The organism is Paenibacillus sedimenti, from assembly GCF_014534655.1.
In the GTDB taxonomy this organism is placed as follows: domain Bacteria; phylum Bacillota; class Bacilli; order Paenibacillales; family NBRC-103111; genus Paenibacillus_E; species Paenibacillus_E sedimenti.
The window spans coordinates 173905-193413 of the sequence record NZ_JACVVD010000004.1; the positions used below are offsets into that span (position 1 = coordinate 173905).

Genomic DNA, 19509 nt, shown 5'->3' on the forward strand with positions numbered 1-19509 from the left:
GGCGTACCCCACCCTATTTCTCTTAAGGATGGGGTACGCTTATTTTAGTTGCCAGGTATCGACGACATACCTCTCATATAAGGTCTAAGCGCCACCGGGATGTATATCGAGCCATCGGCTTGTTGATGGTTCTCAAGCAGCGGAATTAGAATACGGGGTGTTGCAACTGCCGTATTGTTTAACGTATAGACATACTGCAAGCCGCCTTCGGGGTGCATATACCGTATCCCGCTTCGGCGAGCCTGATAATCAAGCAAGCTCGACGACGAATGCGTTTCGCCATAATTATCACGGCTAGGCATCCACGTCTCAATATCGTATTGCTTGTAGTTTTTGCCCCCCATATCTCCTGTACACACTGCTACGACTCGGTAGGGGAGTTCCAGCAGCTCCAAAATACGCTCTGCGTTTTCCGTAATTTCGGCAAGCAGCTTCTCAGCAATGATAGGATCGTTCTCGCAAAGAATCACCTGCTCCACCTTAGCAAATTGGTGCACGCGGTATAATCCCCGAACATCTCTGCCCGCCGAGCCCGCTTCCTTTCGGAAACAGTTTGATACGCCAGCCAAACGAATCGGCCCCTTCGACAAATCTACGACTTCGTTCGCGTAATACGAGATGAGCGGACCTTCCGAAGTACCGACTAACCACTTGCTTTCATCCGTCAGTTCGTAGGTTTGATCCTTGCCTCCGGGGAAGAATGCCGCATGGATAAGCGTTTCTTCACGAACCATCAGCGGAACATCCATCACCGTGAAGCCCTTGTCGACCAACAGATCGATCGCCAACTGCTGAACGGCTCTGTGCAGATAAAGTCCCATCCCTTTCAGGTAATAGTTGCGGGTTCCTGCCACTTTTACGCCTCGCGGGATATCAATCAGATCCAGCTCTTCTCCGATTCGCACATGGTCCCGCGGTTCAAATTCAAAACGCTTCGGTGCACCAACGACTTTAATCACCATGTTATCCTCATCCGTAACGCCTAACGGCGTCTCCGGCGAAACGACATTGGGAACGGTGAGCATGAGCTCATGAAATTGAGCTTCCAGCTCTCGGAGTTCAGCTTCGAATTCGTTCAGCGCCGCATTACACTGACGCACCTGTTCTTTCTTGTTGTCTGCCTGTTGGTTCTGCTTCTGCGAAATGAACTGTGCAATATCAGCTGATGCACGGTTGCGTTCTGTCCGCAGCTCATCCACTCGCTGCCGCAGTTCCCTTCTCTTCTCGTCGGCCCTGAGAAGCTGCTCAATCGAAAAATCGTGCAGCCCTTTATTTCTCGCCGCCTCTACCACTTGCTCCTGATGATTGCGAATCCACTTGATGTCCAACATAACCTGTCACCGCTCCTCTTCTTTTTCTGAAAAAGACAAAGAACGCTCCTCTCCGATTGGGACGAGGAGCGTTCTGCTCGCGGTGCCACCCAACTTGATGAATAAGCTAAAAGCTAATTCATCCGCTTGGTTCCGCGATAACGGGCGGTGCCGGCTTATTTAGAGACAGGCAAGCGTAAACCTTCGAGCCTATCCGATCATGAGCGTCTCCGAGTTGGAAGCTCTTCATTGACATGATAACGAATGTATATATTTTCTAGTCATTATAGCCAAAGTCAGCCGTCAGGTCAACTCTGCTTCAATAAATTAGGCCTATTGAGATAAACGTTGTGCCAACTCGTACAATTCAGAATTAAATGTACGCTTCGTGTTCACAACCAGATCGATGTCGGTTGCGACTAATTCTCCTTTGATTACACCGCAAGCTTTGGAGGAATCACCTTCCATCAGCTTGCGGACTGCGAAATCACCCAGACGGCTTGCAAGTATACGGTCATTATGCGTTGGCGTACCGCCACGTTGAATATGACCAAGAACCGTTACACGCGGCTCGATACCATTGCGCTCTGTAATTTGTTTAGCAATCCCTTCTCCTGTGCCTGCTCCTTCAGCAACAAGTATAATACTGTGGCGCTTGCCGTGGGAGAAGTTATCTTTCATGCGGTTTGCGACTTCATCAATGTTGACCGGCATTTCCGGAACAATAATGGTTTCTGCACCGCTAGCTAATCCAGCGTAGAGTGCAATCTCGCCGCAGTGACGTCCCATAACCTCTACAACGGAAGAACGCTCGTGAGAAGTCATTGTATCCCGAAGCTTGTTAATGGCATCAACAACGATGCTTACCGCAGTATCGAAACCGATGGTAAAATCCGTAAATGGAATATCATTGTCAATCGTTCCAGGAAGACCCATCGTTTTGATGCCCAGCTTACTCAGCTTATTGGCACCTTGATAAGAACCGTCACCACCGATAACCACCAACCCGTCAATCCCGCGTTTACGCAAGTTTTCAGCCCCGATTTGTTGGCCTTCGAGCGTCATAAACTCTTTGCAGCGAGCCGTTTGCAGGATCGTGCCCCCACGTTGAATAATATCCCCAACGCTGCGCAAGTCCATTTTACGGATATCATCATTAATCAGACCATGATACCCGCGCTGTACGGCGTATACTTCAAGACCATGGTACAATGCGCTCCTAACAACGGCACGAACGGCTGCGTTCATTCCTTGAGAGTCGCCCCCACTTGTTAATACGGCAATTGATTTTACTGCTGACATTTCTCTTCCTCCTCCAAATTCTCCTAGGCAGATTTCATGATGTTGTTCTAATGTACATGCTATTTATCCAGAAAAACAACCGGGTTAGTGGACTATTTTTCATTAGACGTCTCGATATTTGTTTCACTTGCTGTTGGTGATTGACTTTAGGGTCAGATAAGTATAGCGCAAGCAAACCCTCAATTATCATACGATGAAATCGGGGATGTTCCAAGCATAAAATTTTCTCGCGGGCTTCCTGCGCAATGAAAGCGATTCGCTGAACCGTCACTTCCAATGTATCGTAATAACTGCAGAAATTGAGATCCCCGCCGATCAAATCTTCTTCCTGATCTATCAAATAATCAAGCAATATATGCAATCCGCATACATAAGGAAAATATGCTTCACGTATATGTTCTACCTTCTCCTGCCGCAAATTGGGATCGCAAGCAGCCAAGAAAAACATGAACATACCAAGCGTAGATCCCGTAGCCGCGGCAAACTCATTCCAGCTGAGCTGCTTATAACGGCTATGATGCTTGTCCCACCACACCTGAAGCTCAGGTTCGCGTAAATCCTTACGGATATGCTTGTACACCTGTAAATCGCAGTATAAAGAGACTAGCGTGCGTACCTGATCAGCTACCAAAGCATAGGAAGGCAATAGATAAATACAGGATTGACACGTTTTGACGAGCTCGTTTAAATAATTCCCGTCTTCCTTCTCCTGCCTGTAGGCGTAATAATCGTGCAAAGGTGCAGACGGATCCAAAGCATCCAGCATCGATTGATGGAGTTGGCGAAAATCCTGAGGGTCCAGCGATGTGCTGCGATCACAGAGATTATCCAAATAATCGCTGATCGTTTGGAACGCTACGATTAACGGAATTAAAACATGGCGCATCGACAAATTTGCCGCAGCATATACTGCGCCGCCTTGGCAGTGGAATTGTTTGGCCGCAATGCTGGCTAACGCTTGTGTACGAAGCTCGGCATCCGGAATACGTTCCGCCGCTGCTTTCCAAAGCGAAAGCTGACTGTCAACTTCGGGCAATATGTATCGATACACCCTAAGCATAAGTCTGAAAGGCCCTTGTGGCACTTTTGAGCTACTTCTGTCCAATTGCTTCAAGCAGACTTCCTCCACAACTTTGTTCATAGCAATATTGCAATAAAAGCTGCATCTCATATCGTTGAATATGTCTTAACCAATTCTCAACAATGGGATTTTGAACATGGGATACCTGCAACTCTACCGCATCTGTGAAAACGCACGGGTTCCACACCGGTGAAGTAATGAGCACCTCCAACTTGCTGTGAAGCGCTTCGTTATCCAATTCGGCTAAATCTTTGACATTCAAATAATTACTTACGCATTGGATTAGATTAGAAAAAATAGGATGATGACCAACATCATTAAACCAATACTTCGCATTGCTGTAATCGCCTTCCATCCGGTGCATCAAGGCATGCCAATAGCTTCCGGATGCATTCGTAATTTCCTGGGCAATATCGTGGGATTTATCGAGGCTTTCATTCAATAAAAAAAGACCCGCTTTGATCGCCAACCCATATGTCTCCTGCTCTATGCTTCCATTGGTAAGGTTCTCCAATAATAGTGCTTCAATACGTGCATCCATCGCTGTATCCCATTCTTCAGTCGGGTACAAAGAAGGCAGATGCTCAAGCAGCGGCTTCGCAATTGCTTCCAACCAGTTGGCTTCATCCTTGTTGCTATGCATGCCAGTCACTCCCAATCTTAATTAAAGTTGACGCCCTGTATGCAGCCATTATTAATGGTGAACTTTGGATTCCAATTCCTGATTAACACGGAACCATAAATGCAGATCATTAATCGTACTTGCCAAATCAGCAATTTCAGAATTCAGTTGACATGAGGTAAGAAAATCATCTTCATGGTCAAGCTGATTTTGTTTCAAGATAATGACCGCTTCCAGCTTCAAAATCCGGTCTGGTATCGCTCCACGAATCTGTTCCCATTGGAACAAAACACTGGCACGCACGTCGGACGAGTAGCTATCCCACTCCTCCTCCAGCTTCGGAATCTTTATTCCTAATCTTTCATCATATTGAAAATAGCAGCTCATCATCAGGTCTACCTCCTTGCAGGAAAAACTTGCTGCGGGATTTATTTAAAACGAAACAACCTCTTAAAGAAATATTCTAACTTTAAATGTATCACTTCAACCCTCGGGTTTCCAGTTAAAAATGTATGTCAACAAGATTTCAAATTCTGGTATACTTAAATAACGTTTTAGGAAGGAACATATGGTTAGGAGAGATAAAGATGTCCGCTACTACACAAAAGGAATCCATCACTTGGAAACAGCTCATCTCCTTTTTTCTGCCTCTCGGCATTTCTGCAACCCTAGTTACTCTCTCACACGTTATTATTAACAGTACGCTTGCGAGGGCTGCCAATGCCGAAGTGGTTATCGCCACTTATGCGCTGCCTCTTAGCCTGCTTGGTTTAACTGAGAAACCGGTTGTTCTGCTTAGACAAACGTGTTCGGCTCTAGTACGAGACCGCATTTCGTTTCGCGCGATGGGGGTCGTAAGCTCCTACGTTTTTGCGAGTATCATGATCATAGGTCTAGTTCTTTGTTACACACCTATCGGGGAATGGGTGTTTCTTTATTTTTTTGGCGTTGAACGCGATTTGTTGGCTGCCACCATTAGCGTTTATCAGATTCTGATGTATGTCAGCATTTTTTCCGGACTACGCTGTCTGTTTCATGGCATCATAATATTTAATATGCGGACGAAATGGCTAACGATCGGGATGTGCATCCGGCTTTTGGCTATGTACTTGTTATCTTTATACTTTATTACGACTAATAATGTCTCCAGCGGCAAAGTCGGGGCTATCATTTTCCTGGTCGGAATGATCATTGAAGCTGCTGTGGCGATATGGGAAGGCACGTCGTTATTACGAAAAGTCATTCCGGAGAAGGCGCCGGATCATCCGATTGAGACGAAGCAGCAAATTTTCAGCTTTTATAAACCGCTTCTTTATTCCTCCATCATTGCTGTCATCATCGGTCCTTCAATTAATGCCATGCTGGGGAAAACAACGCAAATTCACTTGGCCATTGCCTCGTTTGCCATTGCAGGCAGTTTAACTCAGCTCGTCATGAGTTTTTTCTCCTATATCCACCAGATTGTATTGAATTTTTACCGAAAAGACCCTGGGACGGTGTTCCGCTTTTCTCTCCTCCTCAGTTTTATCCCCGGATCGCTCATCGCGATACTAGGCTATACGTCGCTGGGGCCGATATTCATGACACATGTAATGGGTGTTAAAGCCGATCTGATGCAAGCAAGTTTAAGTACATTGCGGATTTTTATGGTGATGACGATTGTATTTCCATGGCTGGATTATTTGAATGGGATCATTATGCTAAGAGGTCAGACGAAAGTTATGGTCATTTCGCAATCTGCTAATGCATTTGTAACCGTATTAACCTTAGTAACCGCTATCCTGCTTGTACCCGGCTGGAATGGGATGATCGGCGCTTTGGCACAATCGATCGGCATGCTGGCTGAGCTTCTTGTCGTCTTCTATGTCCTCCGAAAAACAGCCAATCACCTGGAGCAAAACCTTTCAATTAAAAATATGTGATGAAATCGAGTGATGAACGTCAATGCATACGTCTAATACTATGAAGTCCCAAGATTTGCTGCTGAAATTGTTCACCTTTTCCTTTTTTATGACGATGGGCATCGTCGTCACTTTTTTTCCGCTTTATTTTGACTACAAAGGGTACTCCAAAATTCAAATCGGTCTGCTCTACTCGATCGGACCGCTCATCGGCATAGCAACGAATTTGCTCTGGGGATTCCTAAGTGACCGCTACCGGACGGTAAAGAAAATCATGATCATCCTCATTGCGGGGCAGCTTGTTACGTCCATTCTTGTTTATACTTCAGGATGGTTCTCCCTATTGTACATATGTCTGGCCATGTTTTTCTTTTTCCAGCAGCCTGTGAATTCGTTGAATGACAGCCAGTTGATGCTGAATGTCAGCATGACCGGCAAAAGCTATGCTTCCTTCCGGATTTGGGGTTCCATCGGTTTTGCCGTCTCTGCAGGAGGATTCGGGATATTACTTAGACAATATGGCTCAGGATTGACCCCGATATTATGTCTATTCACCATTTGCTGCTCATTAATACTCGTCTTCCTGCTCAAAGATGCCCGTCAAGGCGGAAAAAAGATGGAGTTTGGCGGGATGCTAAGCATTATTCGAAGCAAAAAGTTCATCTGGTTTATTATCTTAATCATCATCATGGCCGTTTCACATCGTTTTAATGATGGTTTCTTAGCGTTGTATATGAGACAGCTTGGCGCATCGGATTCCATAATCGGCTACGCATGGATGACATCTGCGCTCAGCGAAATTCCCGTGTTTTTCTTTCTTAGCAAGTACGGACACCGATTTAAGGAATTGCCTCTCCTTGCATTTGCGGGGATTGCTTATACCGTGCGTTTCGTAATTATGGGCTTCATTCAGGATCCGAGCTGGGTCATACCCGTTCAGATGCTCCACAGTGTGACATTCGGAATCTTCTTATTTACCGCGATTCGTTATATCGGGAACATCATTCCTGATGAATATCGCGCTTCGGGTCAAGCTATTTTTGCAGTGGCATGGTCAAGTGTGGCCGGATTACTTAGCGGAACGTTAGGCGGTTGGGTATTCGATTTATGGGGCGGAAGCTCCGTCTATTTCATTGGCGCAGGCTTGGCCTTCCTGTCGGCAGTTGGATTTCTGGGAACTCATCTGCTTCAAGGCGATGACAGTCTACCCAGTGTTACAAAATGATTGATTTCGAGGAAAAAATGAGGTTTAGAAAGTTCGCCGCGTTTAGATCTGGGTTCATTCGCCAATCAGACTGCGTCTGATGTGGGCAAAGTGGACTTTTTAAACTACCTCTAAAGAAAGGGATGATCGTGTGTTATCCGTAGAGCGGTTATCTCACAGCTTTCGGACAGGTGAAGAAGATACGCCCGTTCTTCATGAACTTAGTTTCCGGGTAGAGCATGGCCAAATGGTTGCCCTGCTCGGCAGCTCAGGTTCTGGAAAGTCAACACTATTGAACTTAATGGCAGGCTTAATGAAGCCTACCCGAGGAAGCATTCTTATTGCAGGCCAGGCGATTGAGAAGATGAATGAAAATCGTCTGGCTGAATTTCGCAGGACGCATATCGGATTTATTTTCCAATCTTATGAATTAATTCCACATTTAACTGTTCGAGAAAATGTTGAACTACCGCTAGTGTTTCAAAGTGTCGGCAGCAAAGAACGGAAAGAAAGAGCTATGACTCTCCTGCAGCAGGTAGGGATTGGCGATAAATCAGAGCTCTTCCCTTCCCAGTTGTCAGGCGGACAGCAGCAGCGCGTAAGTATCGCGCGTTCCTTGATTACGAAGCCTGCTATCGTTTTTGCAGACGAACCAACAGGTAACCTGGACACGAAGACGGAGAAAGAAATCATCGATTTGCTCATCGATTTGAATCAAAATTCTGGGATCACCTTCGTTATCGTCACCCACGAGCATGAGGTAGCTTGCCGAACACAACGTATTTTGCAGCTCCGTGACGGTTTTTTGATTGAAGATAGCGGCAGTCAGGAAGGTGTCGCAGGATGAAACTCAAAGACTATATTCGTCTAGGCTGGGATCAGCTTCAGCGCCGAAAAGTCGTAACTGCACTTTGTACCGTCGGCATTGCCATCGGCTCAGCTTCGATCATGGTCGCGCTTGGATTCGGTGAATCCATTCAGCACTATAGCCAGAAACAAATGAGCTTTTATTTAAAGACGGATGAAATAACGATTCAAGGACAAAACGATGACCCTAACGGTCAAGGCAAAATAACAAAAGCGAAACTCGATCTGATCCGGTCTTTTCCCCATGTCAAATCCGTAGCAAGTTTCCAGGAGTTGCCCCAATTCAGCTTCACAGTGGATGACGGCAAGCAGAGTTATGTACAGCTCATTTCAACGGAGCTGGATACTGTAGAAGTGTTCAACTCCAAATTCCAGCAAGGCGGCAGCTCCGATCGCGATAATAGCATTATTCTGGCTTACGGAGCTACCATGGGCGTCATAGATGAGAAAACCTCACAAGTCCGCAGCAAGCTGATGCAGCAAAATCCGAATAAGGAAATGTCAGATACGATCAACAAGATGAATGCCATCCCTTATCCGCTTTACCAGAAACAACTGCTGCTTACTCCGACGAGTTTCCCGGATCGCGGGAATGGAAATGGGAATGCGGAGACCGCTGTCACTAAAAAAATTGAAATACCCGTTCGCGTCGTCGGAGTGCTGAAAAAGCCTGAAGGGCTGCCGGACTATATGGTTCAAAACAACAAAACCGCCTATGTCTCGCCTGAAATGGGACGTAAAATACTCGAACTTACGAATAAAGCCTCCGGCGACGGGCTGGTTCAATATTCCTCCGTTCGAGTGAAGGTTGATAGCAGCGCTCACGTTAAAGAAGTGGAAGCTCTTATTAAGAAACTTCAACTCACAACGCAATCCAACCTGTATCAAGAGGATCGAATGAAAGGGGAATTCGCCATTGTGCGTCTTCTGCTGACAGGCGTTGGTCTCTTCGTGCTTTTCGTCGCGTCGATCTCCATTGTAGTCGCCATGACCATGTCCACCCACCAAAGACGCAGGCAAATCGGCATTATGAAAGTACTGGGCGCGAATTTAAAGCAAATCCGGAATATGTTTATCGTTGAATCATCATTACTTGGTATGCTTGGTGGCCTAGTTGGCATTCTGCTGTCTTACTGGGTGATATGGGGAATCAATCTGCTCATTATCCAATTCGATTCCAGAGATAGCAGCGAAAATGCCGAAATATTGTTCATCAGCTTATGGATTCTACCCGTGGGCATGTTCTTTGCCATTTTGATAGGTGTTCTTTCCGGACTCTATCCGGCCATTAAAGCTTCCAGAACAGATGCATTAACGGCAATAAAACGAGAATAGGAGAATTACGGCAATGAAGAAAAAGAAAACATGGGCGCTTATCGTAACAGCCGTTGTTGTCTGCGGCATTAGCAGTTTCCTATACATATCCAGCCATCCTAAACAGCCTCGCAGTCAAGCGACAAATGCTGCGACAAACGCCCTGCAGTTTAAGGTAACTCAAGAGGATCTGGTCAGCAGCATCGAGGTCAAAGGAAAATCTTCCTACCAAAAAGAGACGCGTATTTATGCGCCTTTCACTGGTGAAATAAAAAATTGGAATGTCGCGGAAGGATCGCAGGTTAAAAAAGGAGAGCTCATGTTTGAGCTGGATGCAACTCCATTAAAGAGCGAAATCGCCAATCTGCAAAACAGCCTAAAAAAGCAACAATTAGAAACCGACCTGTCTAAATTCAAAGCAGCCGGAGCGACGCTCGATCCTGCCTTGGCAGGTACCTCTTCCGTGAGCGAAGCGGACGCAAGACAGCGATTTGCCGATACCGAAGGCCGTAAAATTCAAGAGCAGTTGAATGCGGTGAATAATGAATCCTTACAGCTTCAGCTATCGAAAAGGCAAGAAAAAGTAGAACAAGCCGCCTTCATGGCTCCCGAAGACGGAATCTTCTTGTTTGAGGATTCAGCCAAAATTCCGCAATCCGTAGAAGAAAGCGTGCGTATCGGTAAAATCGTTGATTTAACGAAGCTGCAGCTTGTTTGTACTGTCGGTGAATTTGACGTCTTCAGGATCAAACCCGAAATGCCGGTACAAGTGAAAGTCGAAGCATTGAAACAAACGAAACTACAAGGCAAAGTCGAAAAAGTATCTAAATTCGCCAAGTCGGGCACGGACCAAGGCTCCGGCTCGGCTCAATTCGAAGTTACGATTTCCTTAGAACCTAATACGCAATTAATCGCAGGACTTAGCCTCTCCGGCACAATTGAAACGGATAAAAAACCGGGCGCAATCGTGGTTCCTACGTTAGCCGTTATGCACGAGAAAGACGAATATTACGTTATGCTACAAACCGCTCAAGGGGTAGAACGCCGCGCTATCGAGATCGGACTGGAAACTCCTGAGAAAACTGAAGTCGTCAAAGGGTTGGATGTTGGCGATACAGTTGTGCTGCAGTAGGAACTGGCATATAATAAGGAGAAAGTCTTAGTACCAAGTATTAATAAATGCAGCATAGACACAAACTGAGTAGTAAAGGCAGGTAATATGTTCTTATGAATTATGAGGATTTTAAAACGATTGTCCTCGATCGCCGAAGCGTTCGAAACTTTACGGAGCAAGAAGTAGCTGCCGAAGATATTCGCGAGATTATCGACTGTGCCCGATATGCCCCAAGCGATACGAACTCCCAAACATGGCAGTTTATTGCGATAAGAAATAAAGAGAAGATTAAACAAATTGAGCAATTGACCTGGGATCAACTGCATCTCAGAGCAGCTGCGGCTGAGGAAAAAGGACTTTCCCGGGAAGCGCGTTTGCTGGTAAAATCCTTCGGACCCTACGCGACAGCGTTCTCTGACGCTCCGGTTCTGATCATTTGCTTAGCTACGCCTTACGCCTCCAAATTCCGTGAACGGATTTTCGATCCGATCGCACTTGTGGATGACCACGTATGGGCCGAAGAAGGCATTAAGAGTTCTTGCCTGGCTTCCCAGAACTTGATGCTTGCTGCACATGCCAGAGGCTTGGCAACATGTCCAATGACTGGGCCAGTTCTGCTTGCACAGGATCAAATTCGCGAATATCTGGCTATTCCGGAAGAATGCCAGATCAATATGGTAATCGCACTCGGCCATCCGCAGGAGCGTCCCGGCAAACTCGCACGCAAAGAGATCGATGAGATTCTGCAAATCATCGATTAACATACTGAAAAGGAGCTGTCTCCATTCAATTGGATATCTCCTTTTTTGCTATTTACCGGTGAATTCACCGGTAAATAGCAAAAAAGACAGTTCCAGATGCACTGGATGCTGTCTTTTGTTGTTTGTGCTATGACACTCTATTTATAAGTGGGTCGACCCAATTTCTTATAATTTTGTGACGTTAGCCGCTTGAGGGCCGCGGTTACCTTGAGTAATATCGAACTCAACTTCTTGGCCTTCTTCTAATGTTTTGAATCCTTCGCCTTGAATTGCGGAGAAGTGAACGAATACGTCGTCTCCACCATCAACTTGAATGAATCCGTAGCCTTTTTCTGCGTTAAACCATTTAACTGTACCTTTCAAGTGAACAACCTCCTAAAAATATCGCCATCTGTGGCGAATACCAAAATTATATCACCATCAGCTGTATAAATCAACTTGCAAAACCACGTTTAAAGCCGAAAAAAGTGTATTCATCAAGGGTTTGGTATCATGCACAATCGGGCTTGGCAATGATGATAAATTGCTCGGAATTCGGCAAAAAAGGCAAGTTCGACTTCCTTTTTTCGGCCAAATACCCCGATAATGTTAATTCATCCAGTAGATCTTGCAACCTGGTATACTCCTCTGTCCGGAAGTTCAGGAGCGGATAAGCCCGCACTTCTCCTCCTGGTTTACAAATGCGCAGCAGCTCACGAACAGCCGCTAAGTGGAAGGCGTAATCAAACTGATCTTCATATAAGAATAGAAAATGGCTGCATAGCACAAGATCGAACGTATCATCTTCAAATGGGAGATTCGGCAGCAGGGATCCGTGATACCTGGATTTGGCGACAGGACTCGCAAAATCTTCAGCAAAAAGCCTTAATCCTTCCACTCGCCCTGCCCTGTGCTGTTCTACTGACCCATAAAACTCCCAGTTATACACATCAACAAGCTTTTCCATTTTCGCAGCAACAGCTTCAATCTCCTGCATACCATGTTCCGTTATTTCTTTTGCAGACTTGTTGAACAACGGGTCGGCCGCTTCCGAGAGCACTCCCTTCCGTCTGGCTTCCGCCGTGAACGACGATGCGCCTCCCGCAACATCCAGCACTCGTTTCCCTAGCAAATTCTTGTCGTCCAACATAAACATTCTTTCGTACTCCGCGTACGTTCTGGAGGTCATCGCGACCCCAACCTGCTCGTAAATTCGCTTTTGTTCCATCCTAATCTCTCCTCTGCTCGGCTCTAATCCATTCCCTCTGGAAAGGATTAGGAGGATTTTACCACCATTTTCCTCTTGCCGCAACCAGCATTTCTTGATTTCAAAGCGACCATGCGGTATGATGACATCAACTTAATCAATAGGGAGCAGCAGCGGACATGATTAAAAAACATACCATCTACAAAAAAGATAAATGGAATATGATGAATGTCGAGGTGCAAGGCACCAAAATCGTACTCACCGAAATATCCGATCAGTGGGGAGAAGAGTGCCATACATTTATCGGTAGACCGGCCATGATGCAATGGGCAAAAGAAAGATTCTCAAAAGAAAGCTTTGCTGGTTCGGAGGAAGATCGGCAAGCAATCATGGATGCTTTTCAAGAAATTTAGGCTTTTTTTCAATTCATCTTGACATTACCTTTCTTTTCTAATTATAATAAATATATAAATGAATATGTTTTTACTCCAAAGGGGAGTAGCTGTCACAATAAAGTCGTCAATTCGGATCCTCATCAGATCCCGGCTTTATTGGCAACGAAAACGTTGTTAGCAAGACCTTTGCCAATTTTTATTGGTGAAGGTCTTTTTTGATGGAATTGAGCCTTCACCGGTCACCGGTGCTAGGCTCATTTTTTTTTAATAACTAAAGGGAGTGTTTAGAATGGATTGGTTGTCAACAGAATTTTTCGTCGCTTTGCTCAGTATCATCCTCATTGACTTGGTGCTTGCCGGAGACAACGCAATTGTTATTGGCATGGCTGCACGAAATCTAAAGAAAGAGACGCAGAAACAAGTTATTTTATGGGGAACCGTCGGGGCAATCATTATTCGTGCTGCTGCTACACTCGTTGTCGTAAGTTTGCTTAAAATTCCTGGACTTTTATTAGCGGGCGGATTGCTGTTGATCTGGATTTCTTATAAACTTCTTACGGAAAAGAAAAATCACGACCAAATTGAGGCCAAAGACAGCATGTGGGCGGCCATCCGTACGATCATTATCGCCGACGCAGTTATGGGTCTTGATAATGTGATTGCGGTAGCAGGCGCAGCGCATGGTGAATTCATTCTCGTCGTTATCGGCCTTTTGGTCAGTGTGCCTATCGTTGTATGGGGTAGTACATTATTCATTAAATGGATTGAAAAATACCCGTCGATTATTTATATCGGATCTGGCGTTCTCGTATTAACTGCAGGGAAAATGATTACAGGCGAGAAATTCCTTAAACCTTTCTTCGAATCGAACCCGGTTGCCAAATGGTTGCTGATCGGCTTACTTATTGTCGTTGTTCTTGCTGCAGGCAAATGGACGTCAACGGTTGGTTATTTAGTCAAGGTTGGAGAACGCGGACAACTGACGTTGCCTAAGGAATTGAGCCAGGAAGCGCAAATTGAGCCCGAAGACCGGTTCACGGTCAAAATGGACTCGCGCGGCAAGCTGATGCTGGTTAAAGTTGAAGACGGCGAAGATCCGGATAGCACGATGCAGCACGCCGGTTAAATTCAAAAAACAAGTAAAGCAGCGGAAAAATGAAAGATTTCTCCGCTGCTTTTTATTATGTACACTCACCACTCATAAGAGGAATTTCACAGCCAATCGCGAAGTCTACTAGAGGTTGTTTATTATTTCACTACTTCAAACCGATAGGATGATCCGCAATGACTGATTCCGGTTCGATTTTAACCTTTATTCTCGTTTCCTTTTGTCTCGCCATTATATTAATTATGAAGAAAGACTCCTTACCGTCTCCATTTAAACGATACTTGGCACTTCTAGCCATTGTGATGGTTTCCATATCGTTTATACTCGTTTTGATAAGTTTTTTTGGTGCAGGTATGTGACATCGACTTTACCATTCAGATGGGGAGAATTTGTTAAATTTACTTCCTTCCAGCTTTTTCATATAATCATAAATGAATGGGCTTACGGTCATACTAGGTGAAAACCATCTTATGGGAGTTCAGTCAGTGAATGCCTGATGGGTATATGCCGGGAGCGTGACCGTTATGCGCTGGATCTATGCAACCGCAGCGATAGGACTTCTTCTAAGTTCTATGCCTGCTGCCGATTTGCACGCAAAGGAAGTAAGGTTACCTCAATCTCAATACAAGAACAGGAGGGCTCCGATGACTCAAATTTTAGAACGTAAACAAGTACCGGCCGAGCACCGCTGGAATCTGGAGGACATCTTCCCCGATCAGAAAGCTTGGGATCAAGAATTTCAGCAAGTGAAAAACTCGCTTGGCAAAATCAGCGCCTTCCAAGGAAAGCTGAGCGATCCTGCAGCGGTAAAACAGTGCTTTGAACTCGAGGACGAAGTCTCTTTGAAAACCGAAAGATTGTATGTCTATGCCAACATGAAGCACCACGAGGACACAGCAGAACCTACATATCAGGCCTTATCCGATAAAGCGAAAAAAATCAGCGTTGAGGTAGGCGAAGCACTCTCTTTCATTTCACCGGAAATTTTAAGTTTATCTGATGAAAAATTACAGCAATTAGTGAATGACTCCTCATTGTCCTTTTACAAAGATACACTTGAGGAAATGATTCGTCAGAAGCCTCATACGCTTTCCAAAGAGCAGGAAGCGCTGCTGGCGCAAGCAGGCAACATGGCTGGGGCGCCCAGTACCATTTTTGGCATGCTAAACAATGCGGACTTAAAGTTCCCTAAGATCAAGAATGAAAAAGGCGAAGAGGTCGAGCTGACCCACGGCAGTTACATCCAATTCCTGGAAAACAGAAATCCTGAAGTACGGAAAAGCGCTTTTGAAGCCGTCTATTCAACATACCGCAGTCAAAAGAATACGATCGCAGCTACGCTCAGCGCAAATATTAATAAAAATATTTTCTATGCAAAAGCTCGCCGCTATCCTTCCGTGCTGGAATCCACTCTCTTTGGCGATAACATCAAGAAAGAAGTGTATACGAATCTGATCAGTACGATTCATGATTCCTTGCCGCAGCTGCAGCGCTATCTGAAACTTCGCAAGAAGCTTCTAAAAGTCGATGAACTGCACATGTACGACTTGTTCGCACCGCTGGTGGAAGAGTTCAACATGGATATCACTTATCAGCAGGCCAAGGAAGAAATCAAGAAAAGTTTGGCACCGCTTGGTGAAAATTATTTAAAAATTCTCCAGGACGGCTTCGATAACCATTGGATCGACGTCTATGAGAACAAAAACAAACGCAACGGCGCTTACAGCTGGGGCGCTTACGGCACACATCCTTATGTGCTGCTGAACCACAAGGATAACTTGAACAGCATGTTCACGCTGACGCATGAAATGGGTCACGCCATTCATTCGTATTTGTCTGACGAGAATCAAGCTTACCGTTACGCGCAGTATACGATTTTCCTGGCAGAAGTAGCTTCTACGCTTAATGAAGCTCTGCTCATGGACTACTTGCTTAAACGTGTGACGGATCCGAAAGAGAAGCTCTACCTGCTTACTTACTACGCGGATCAGTTCCGTACGACGGTATTCCGCCAAACGATGTTTGCCGAATTCGAGATGATTACGCACGAGAAAGCGGAATCGGGAGAATCCCTCACCCCGCAAGAATTCAGCGAAATCTACTATGGCTTGAATAAACTGTACCATGGTAATGATATGGTCGTTGACCAAGATATCGAGATGGAATGGGCGCGAATCCCTCATTTCTACAACAGCTTCTATGTATACAAATACGCGACTGGCTTTTCTGCAGCAACCAGCTTTGCGAAGCAGATTTTGGATGAAGGCCAGCCAGCTGTGGACCGTTATCTCGGCTTCCTGAAAAGCGGCGGCAGCGACTACTCGTTGAACATTTTGAAGCGCGCCGGTGTTGACATGTCGACTCCAGAGCCGATCAAGCAAGCAATGAGCGTTTTCAGCTCTCTGCTTGACCAAATGGAAGAGCTAACGAAATAAATTCGACTTCAAAAGGTTGAAGGCGCAAGCCTTCAGCCTTTTCCCATGAAAGGAAGAACATAGGATGAAGATGCAGTGGATTCTGATTTGCGCTTTGATATTCGCCCTGATTACAGCTATTTTTGCTGTTATTAATGTTGAGCCTGTGCAGGTTAATTTCATGTTTGCACAGACGAATACACCATTAATTCTAGTCATTTTAACATCGACTTTATTAGGAGGCCTCATCGTCGGCATGTTCGGCATGATACGCCAGTACAAGCTTCAGCGAAAGGTTCGCCAATTAGAGAAGCAGTTGCAGGACGCACTTACACCTATCGCAGTCGGACAAACCGTCTTAGAAGCTCAGCAGCAAGAAACCAGCAGTTCGACGGTTCATTAACAAGAACAACAACCCTGTCCCTTAAAAGGGAAACAGGGTTGTTTTGTAGTTTCGTGTGAATTACAATGAACGAAGGCGCCATGCCCGCCTAGATGAATAAAGGAGCCTTTTATCATGACTGCAGTTATCGTTTTTTCTATTATTATCGTACTTGGAATGCTCGGTTTGCTTATTTGGGTTTTAAATAAAGCTTATTCCCGCAAGGATGAATAAACCTAAACAAATAACTCCTCCTGCCAGCGAACTAAAGGCGTTCACGTAATCATTCGTCATTACTCTCATACCACGCACTTGTAGGGCCCGCGTCTCGCAGTGAATATGCTTCTCAATCATTTTGCCGCAGACCTCACAGCGATACATGACTTGCACAGTTGCACCCAGCCAAGAATCGATCAACGAACCCGCCAGACCGGATAAAGCACCCATTAAGATGAGGGACAGCAGACCAAAGGCTGCCTCCGCTGTCTCTCCACCGTCCATCCGGCTCAAAATCCACCCGACTACGCCAACGAATAGGCCTCCCATCAGAGACGCCAGTAAGCCAAGTCCGCTCACGCCTCCAGATGTGCCTGCAGGCACACGCTTCCCGCTAATAATCGATCGCGGAGCAGATTTGCTCAAACCTCCAATCTCTGTCGCCCATGTATCCGCATTCACCGTCGCGATCACTCCGACATACAGTGCCCACCAAGCCGGATGCGGCCACAGCGCATTGCCTATACAGAGCAGCAGGCCGATTCCACCGTTCGCCGCGACTTGCCCGGCATCTCTTCTCCCGCTTTTCGCATAGCCGCTCTCAGCTGCCGCTTTACGTTTATGTTTGAATTTTGATAGCAGTGTCGAAGAAACGAAGAATGCGATGAGCGTTCCGAACCATGCCAAACTGCCTAGCGCAAACATTGCCGTTCCAAGCGCCATTGCTGCCAGAAAACCCGTTCCGGACAAGGAACCTCTCCAGAAAGCGGCACCTGCAATGACCACGCTTCCTATAAACCCCCACAACCATTCCAACCTCACCACTCCCATTCTTTAAGGTATTCCGTTCGGATCATCCCACACATTGTAACATACGGTTTGGAGCGTCACCATCTTTACAAAAATCACACGATATATCGACAAAATCAATCAAAATAGTTGTAAATTCGTAGTAAGTTGAACATACTGCGCGAAATTTATGTTAAAATAAGGTTCGGCAACAATTACCGAAAACTCAAGGAGACCATCATGGGACATGAACTTTTTGATTTAGAGCCTCGTTTCAAAAGAGATCTGGAGCCTCAAGAGATGCTGCGCGTCATCTTTGACTATGCTGCCAAAATTGCCAAAGAACGAATTCTGGATAATGTGCTCATGCTGATGGCGGATATGGGACGTGATATGATCGTTTCCGATCGTTGTACCGTATGGCTTCTGGATACGAAAAAGAACGAGCTCTGGTCCAAAGTCGCCCATGGTGTCGATGAAATACGTATCCCGAGCACCGCTGGTCTTGTCGGTTATGCGGTAACTCATGACAAGGCAGTATTTATCGATGATGCCTACACCAATGATGAATACAAGCCTTACTTGGTTAACGGCGCACTGCGTACGGATCAACAAACAGGATACCGAACGAAAGCGCTGATGGTGATTCCCTTCCGCAATAATGAAGGTGAAATTATGGGCGCCTATCAAGCTATTAACAAAATGACGACGAACGAACAGTTTTCGGTAAAAGATATGGAGTATTTGACACTGGCTGCATCCTATGCAGGCAAATCTCTAGAATCAGCTTTGCTGACACATGAAATCGAGGAAACGCAAAAAGAAATCATTTTTACGATGGGCGAAATCGGCGAGAGCCGGTCCAAAGAAACAGGTAACCATGTCAAGCGAGTAGCTGAATATTCGTATTTGTTGGCGCTCGGTTTAGGCATGAGTCAAGAAGAAGCGGATCTACTCAAAATGGCGTCGCCGATGCACGATATCGGTAAAGTCGCCATTCCGGACGATGTGCTCAAGAAGCCGGGCAAATTGACCGATGAAGAGTTTAAAATCATGCAAGGTCATACGCTGATCGGCTATAATTTACTGAAAAATTCCAACCGTCACATTCTCAAAACGGCTGCTGTCGTCGCACACGAGCACCATGAAAAGTGGAACGGACGGGGCTATCCGCAAGGATTGAAGGGCGATGAAATTCACATTTACGGACGAATCACGGCGATTGCAGATGTGTTCGATGCCCTAGGCAGCGAAAGGGTATATAAAAAAGCGTGGGAGCTTGACCGCATCTTGAACCTGTTCAAAGAGGAGCGTGGCGAACATTTTGACCCGAGACTCGTTGATGTGTTCTTTGAACAACTGCCTGCCATTCTCCGAATCCGCAATATCTATTCGGACGACAATTTAGAAGAACATTCAGTATGAACATAGGGCTATCTCTTTGTCATTCCACATGACTAGGGGAAAGCCCCCTTTCTTTTTTTTTTCATTCTTTCTGTTATCATAAGGAATATGCTATTTTTATTCAAAAGGACGGATCCAG

20 protein-coding genes are annotated in these 19509 nt (G+C 45.7%); 12 read left to right on the plus strand and 8 right to left on the minus strand.

Features of this window, described 5'->3' with window-relative positions; translation table 11 throughout:
* Window positions 1-44: 44 nt before the first annotated feature.
* From serS to ICC18_RS13455, 5 genes are all read right to left on the minus strand, one after another.
* Window positions 45-1331, minus strand: a complete 1287-nt coding sequence (serS, locus tag ICC18_RS13435) for a serine--tRNA ligase (RefSeq protein ID WP_188174938.1) — start codon at window positions 1329-1331, stop codon at window positions 45-47.
* A 312-nt stretch (window positions 1332-1643) separates the two neighbouring features.
* Window positions 1644-2612 carry a 6-phosphofructokinase gene (gene pfkA, locus ICC18_RS13440; protein WP_188174939.1) on the minus strand — a complete coding sequence of 323 codons (969 nt, stop codon included), beginning with the start codon at window positions 2610-2612 and terminating at the stop codon, window positions 1644-1646.
* A 34-nt stretch (window positions 2613-2646) separates the two neighbouring features.
* On the minus strand, window positions 2647-3672 hold the full coding sequence (locus ICC18_RS13445; protein ID WP_188175316.1) for a tetraprenyl-beta-curcumene synthase family protein: 1026 nt from the start codon (window positions 3670-3672) through the stop codon (window positions 2647-2649).
* Window positions 3673-3703: 31 nt separating this feature from the next.
* Window positions 3704-4336: a hypothetical protein gene (locus tag ICC18_RS13450; RefSeq protein ID WP_188174940.1), complete on the minus strand. Its 633-nt coding sequence runs from the start codon at window positions 4334-4336 to the stop codon at window positions 3704-3706.
* Window positions 4337-4387: 51 nt separating this feature from the next.
* Entirely contained in the window at window positions 4388-4705 is a 318-nt protein-coding gene (locus ICC18_RS13455) for a hypothetical protein (protein ID WP_376745635.1), read from the minus strand.
* A 197-nt stretch (window positions 4706-4902) separates the two neighbouring features.
* Here ICC18_RS13455 and ICC18_RS13460 point away from each other — a divergent pair, with 197 nt between their 5' ends.
* The 6 genes from ICC18_RS13460 (at window position 4903) to ICC18_RS13485 (ending at window position 11476) form a co-directional block, all read left to right on the plus strand.
* Window positions 4903-6237: an MATE family efflux transporter gene (locus tag ICC18_RS13460; protein WP_188174941.1), complete on the plus strand. Its 1335-nt coding sequence runs from the start codon at window positions 4903-4905 to the stop codon at window positions 6235-6237.
* A 22-nt stretch (window positions 6238-6259) separates the two neighbouring features.
* The gene (locus tag ICC18_RS13465; RefSeq protein ID WP_188174942.1) at window positions 6260-7441 is read left to right on the plus strand and encodes an MFS transporter; all 1182 of its coding nucleotides are present in this window, start codon (window positions 6260-6262) and stop codon (window positions 7439-7441) included.
* A 130-nt stretch (window positions 7442-7571) separates the two neighbouring features.
* Window positions 7572-8267 (plus strand): ABC transporter ATP-binding protein, encoded by a 696-nt coding sequence (locus tag ICC18_RS13470; protein ID WP_188174943.1) that lies wholly within the window; start codon window positions 7572-7574, stop codon window positions 8265-8267.
* The gene (locus tag ICC18_RS13475) at window positions 8264-9622 is read left to right on the plus strand and encodes an ABC transporter permease (protein ID WP_188174944.1); all 1359 of its coding nucleotides are present in this window, start codon (window positions 8264-8266) and stop codon (window positions 9620-9622) included. Before ICC18_RS13470 ends, ICC18_RS13475 begins: the two co-directional genes overlap by 4 nt.
* Before the next feature lie 13 nt (window positions 9623-9635).
* The gene (locus tag ICC18_RS13480) at window positions 9636-10733 is read left to right on the plus strand and encodes an efflux RND transporter periplasmic adaptor subunit (RefSeq protein ID WP_188174945.1); all 1098 of its coding nucleotides are present in this window, start codon (window positions 9636-9638) and stop codon (window positions 10731-10733) included.
* Window positions 10734-10828: 95 nt separating this feature from the next.
* Entirely contained in the window at window positions 10829-11476 is a 648-nt protein-coding gene (locus ICC18_RS13485) for a nitroreductase family protein (RefSeq protein WP_188174946.1), read from the plus strand.
* A 165-nt stretch (window positions 11477-11641) separates the two neighbouring features.
* Here ICC18_RS13485 and ICC18_RS13490 read toward each other — a convergent pair whose 3' ends face one another.
* On the minus strand, window positions 11642-11839 hold the full coding sequence (locus ICC18_RS13490; RefSeq protein WP_188174947.1) for a cold shock domain-containing protein: 198 nt from the start codon (window positions 11837-11839) through the stop codon (window positions 11642-11644).
* 127 nt (window positions 11840-11966) lie between these two features.
* Window positions 11967-12683 (minus strand): methyltransferase domain-containing protein, encoded by a 717-nt coding sequence (locus ICC18_RS13495; RefSeq protein ID WP_188174948.1) that lies wholly within the window; start codon window positions 12681-12683, stop codon window positions 11967-11969.
* Between the two features lie 158 nt (window positions 12684-12841).
* On the opposite strand from ICC18_RS13495, the gene ICC18_RS13500 reads away from it, so the two are divergent.
* The 5 genes from ICC18_RS13500 to ICC18_RS35050 all read left to right on the plus strand — a co-directional run bounded on the left by ICC18_RS13500 (window position 12842) and on the right by ICC18_RS35050 (window position 17195).
* A complete protein-coding gene (locus ICC18_RS13500; RefSeq protein WP_188174949.1) occupies window positions 12842-13075 on the plus strand; it encodes a hypothetical protein in 234 nt (77 codons plus the stop codon).
* Window positions 13076-13346: 271 nt separating this feature from the next.
* On the plus strand, window positions 13347-14183 hold the full coding sequence (locus tag ICC18_RS13505; protein ID WP_188174950.1) for a YjbE family putative metal transport protein: 837 nt from the start codon (window positions 13347-13349) through the stop codon (window positions 14181-14183).
* 626 nt (window positions 14184-14809) lie between these two features.
* The gene (gene pepF / locus ICC18_RS13510; protein ID WP_188174951.1) at window positions 14810-16600 is read left to right on the plus strand and encodes an oligoendopeptidase F; all 1791 of its coding nucleotides are present in this window, start codon (window positions 14810-14812) and stop codon (window positions 16598-16600) included.
* Between the two features lie 64 nt (window positions 16601-16664).
* The gene (locus ICC18_RS13515) at window positions 16665-16982 is read left to right on the plus strand and encodes a LapA family protein (protein WP_188174952.1); all 318 of its coding nucleotides are present in this window, start codon (window positions 16665-16667) and stop codon (window positions 16980-16982) included.
* Window positions 16983-17096: 114 nt separating this feature from the next.
* Window positions 17097-17195, plus strand: a complete 99-nt coding sequence (locus tag ICC18_RS35050; RefSeq protein ID WP_512699399.1) for a hypothetical protein — start codon at window positions 17097-17099, stop codon at window positions 17193-17195.
* Here ICC18_RS35050 and ICC18_RS13520 read toward each other — a convergent pair.
* A complete protein-coding gene (locus tag ICC18_RS13520) occupies window positions 17163-17993 on the minus strand; it encodes a DUF92 domain-containing protein (protein ID WP_376745636.1) in 831 nt (276 codons plus the stop codon). The two genes, ICC18_RS35050 and ICC18_RS13520, sit on opposite strands and share 33 nt — an antisense overlap.
* Before the next feature lie 213 nt (window positions 17994-18206).
* Here ICC18_RS13520 and ICC18_RS13525 point away from each other — a divergent pair, with 213 nt between their 5' ends.
* Window positions 18207-19391, plus strand: a complete 1185-nt coding sequence (locus tag ICC18_RS13525; protein ID WP_188174954.1) for an HD domain-containing phosphohydrolase — start codon at window positions 18207-18209, stop codon at window positions 19389-19391.
* The last annotated feature ends 118 nt before the right edge of the window (window positions 19392-19509 follow it).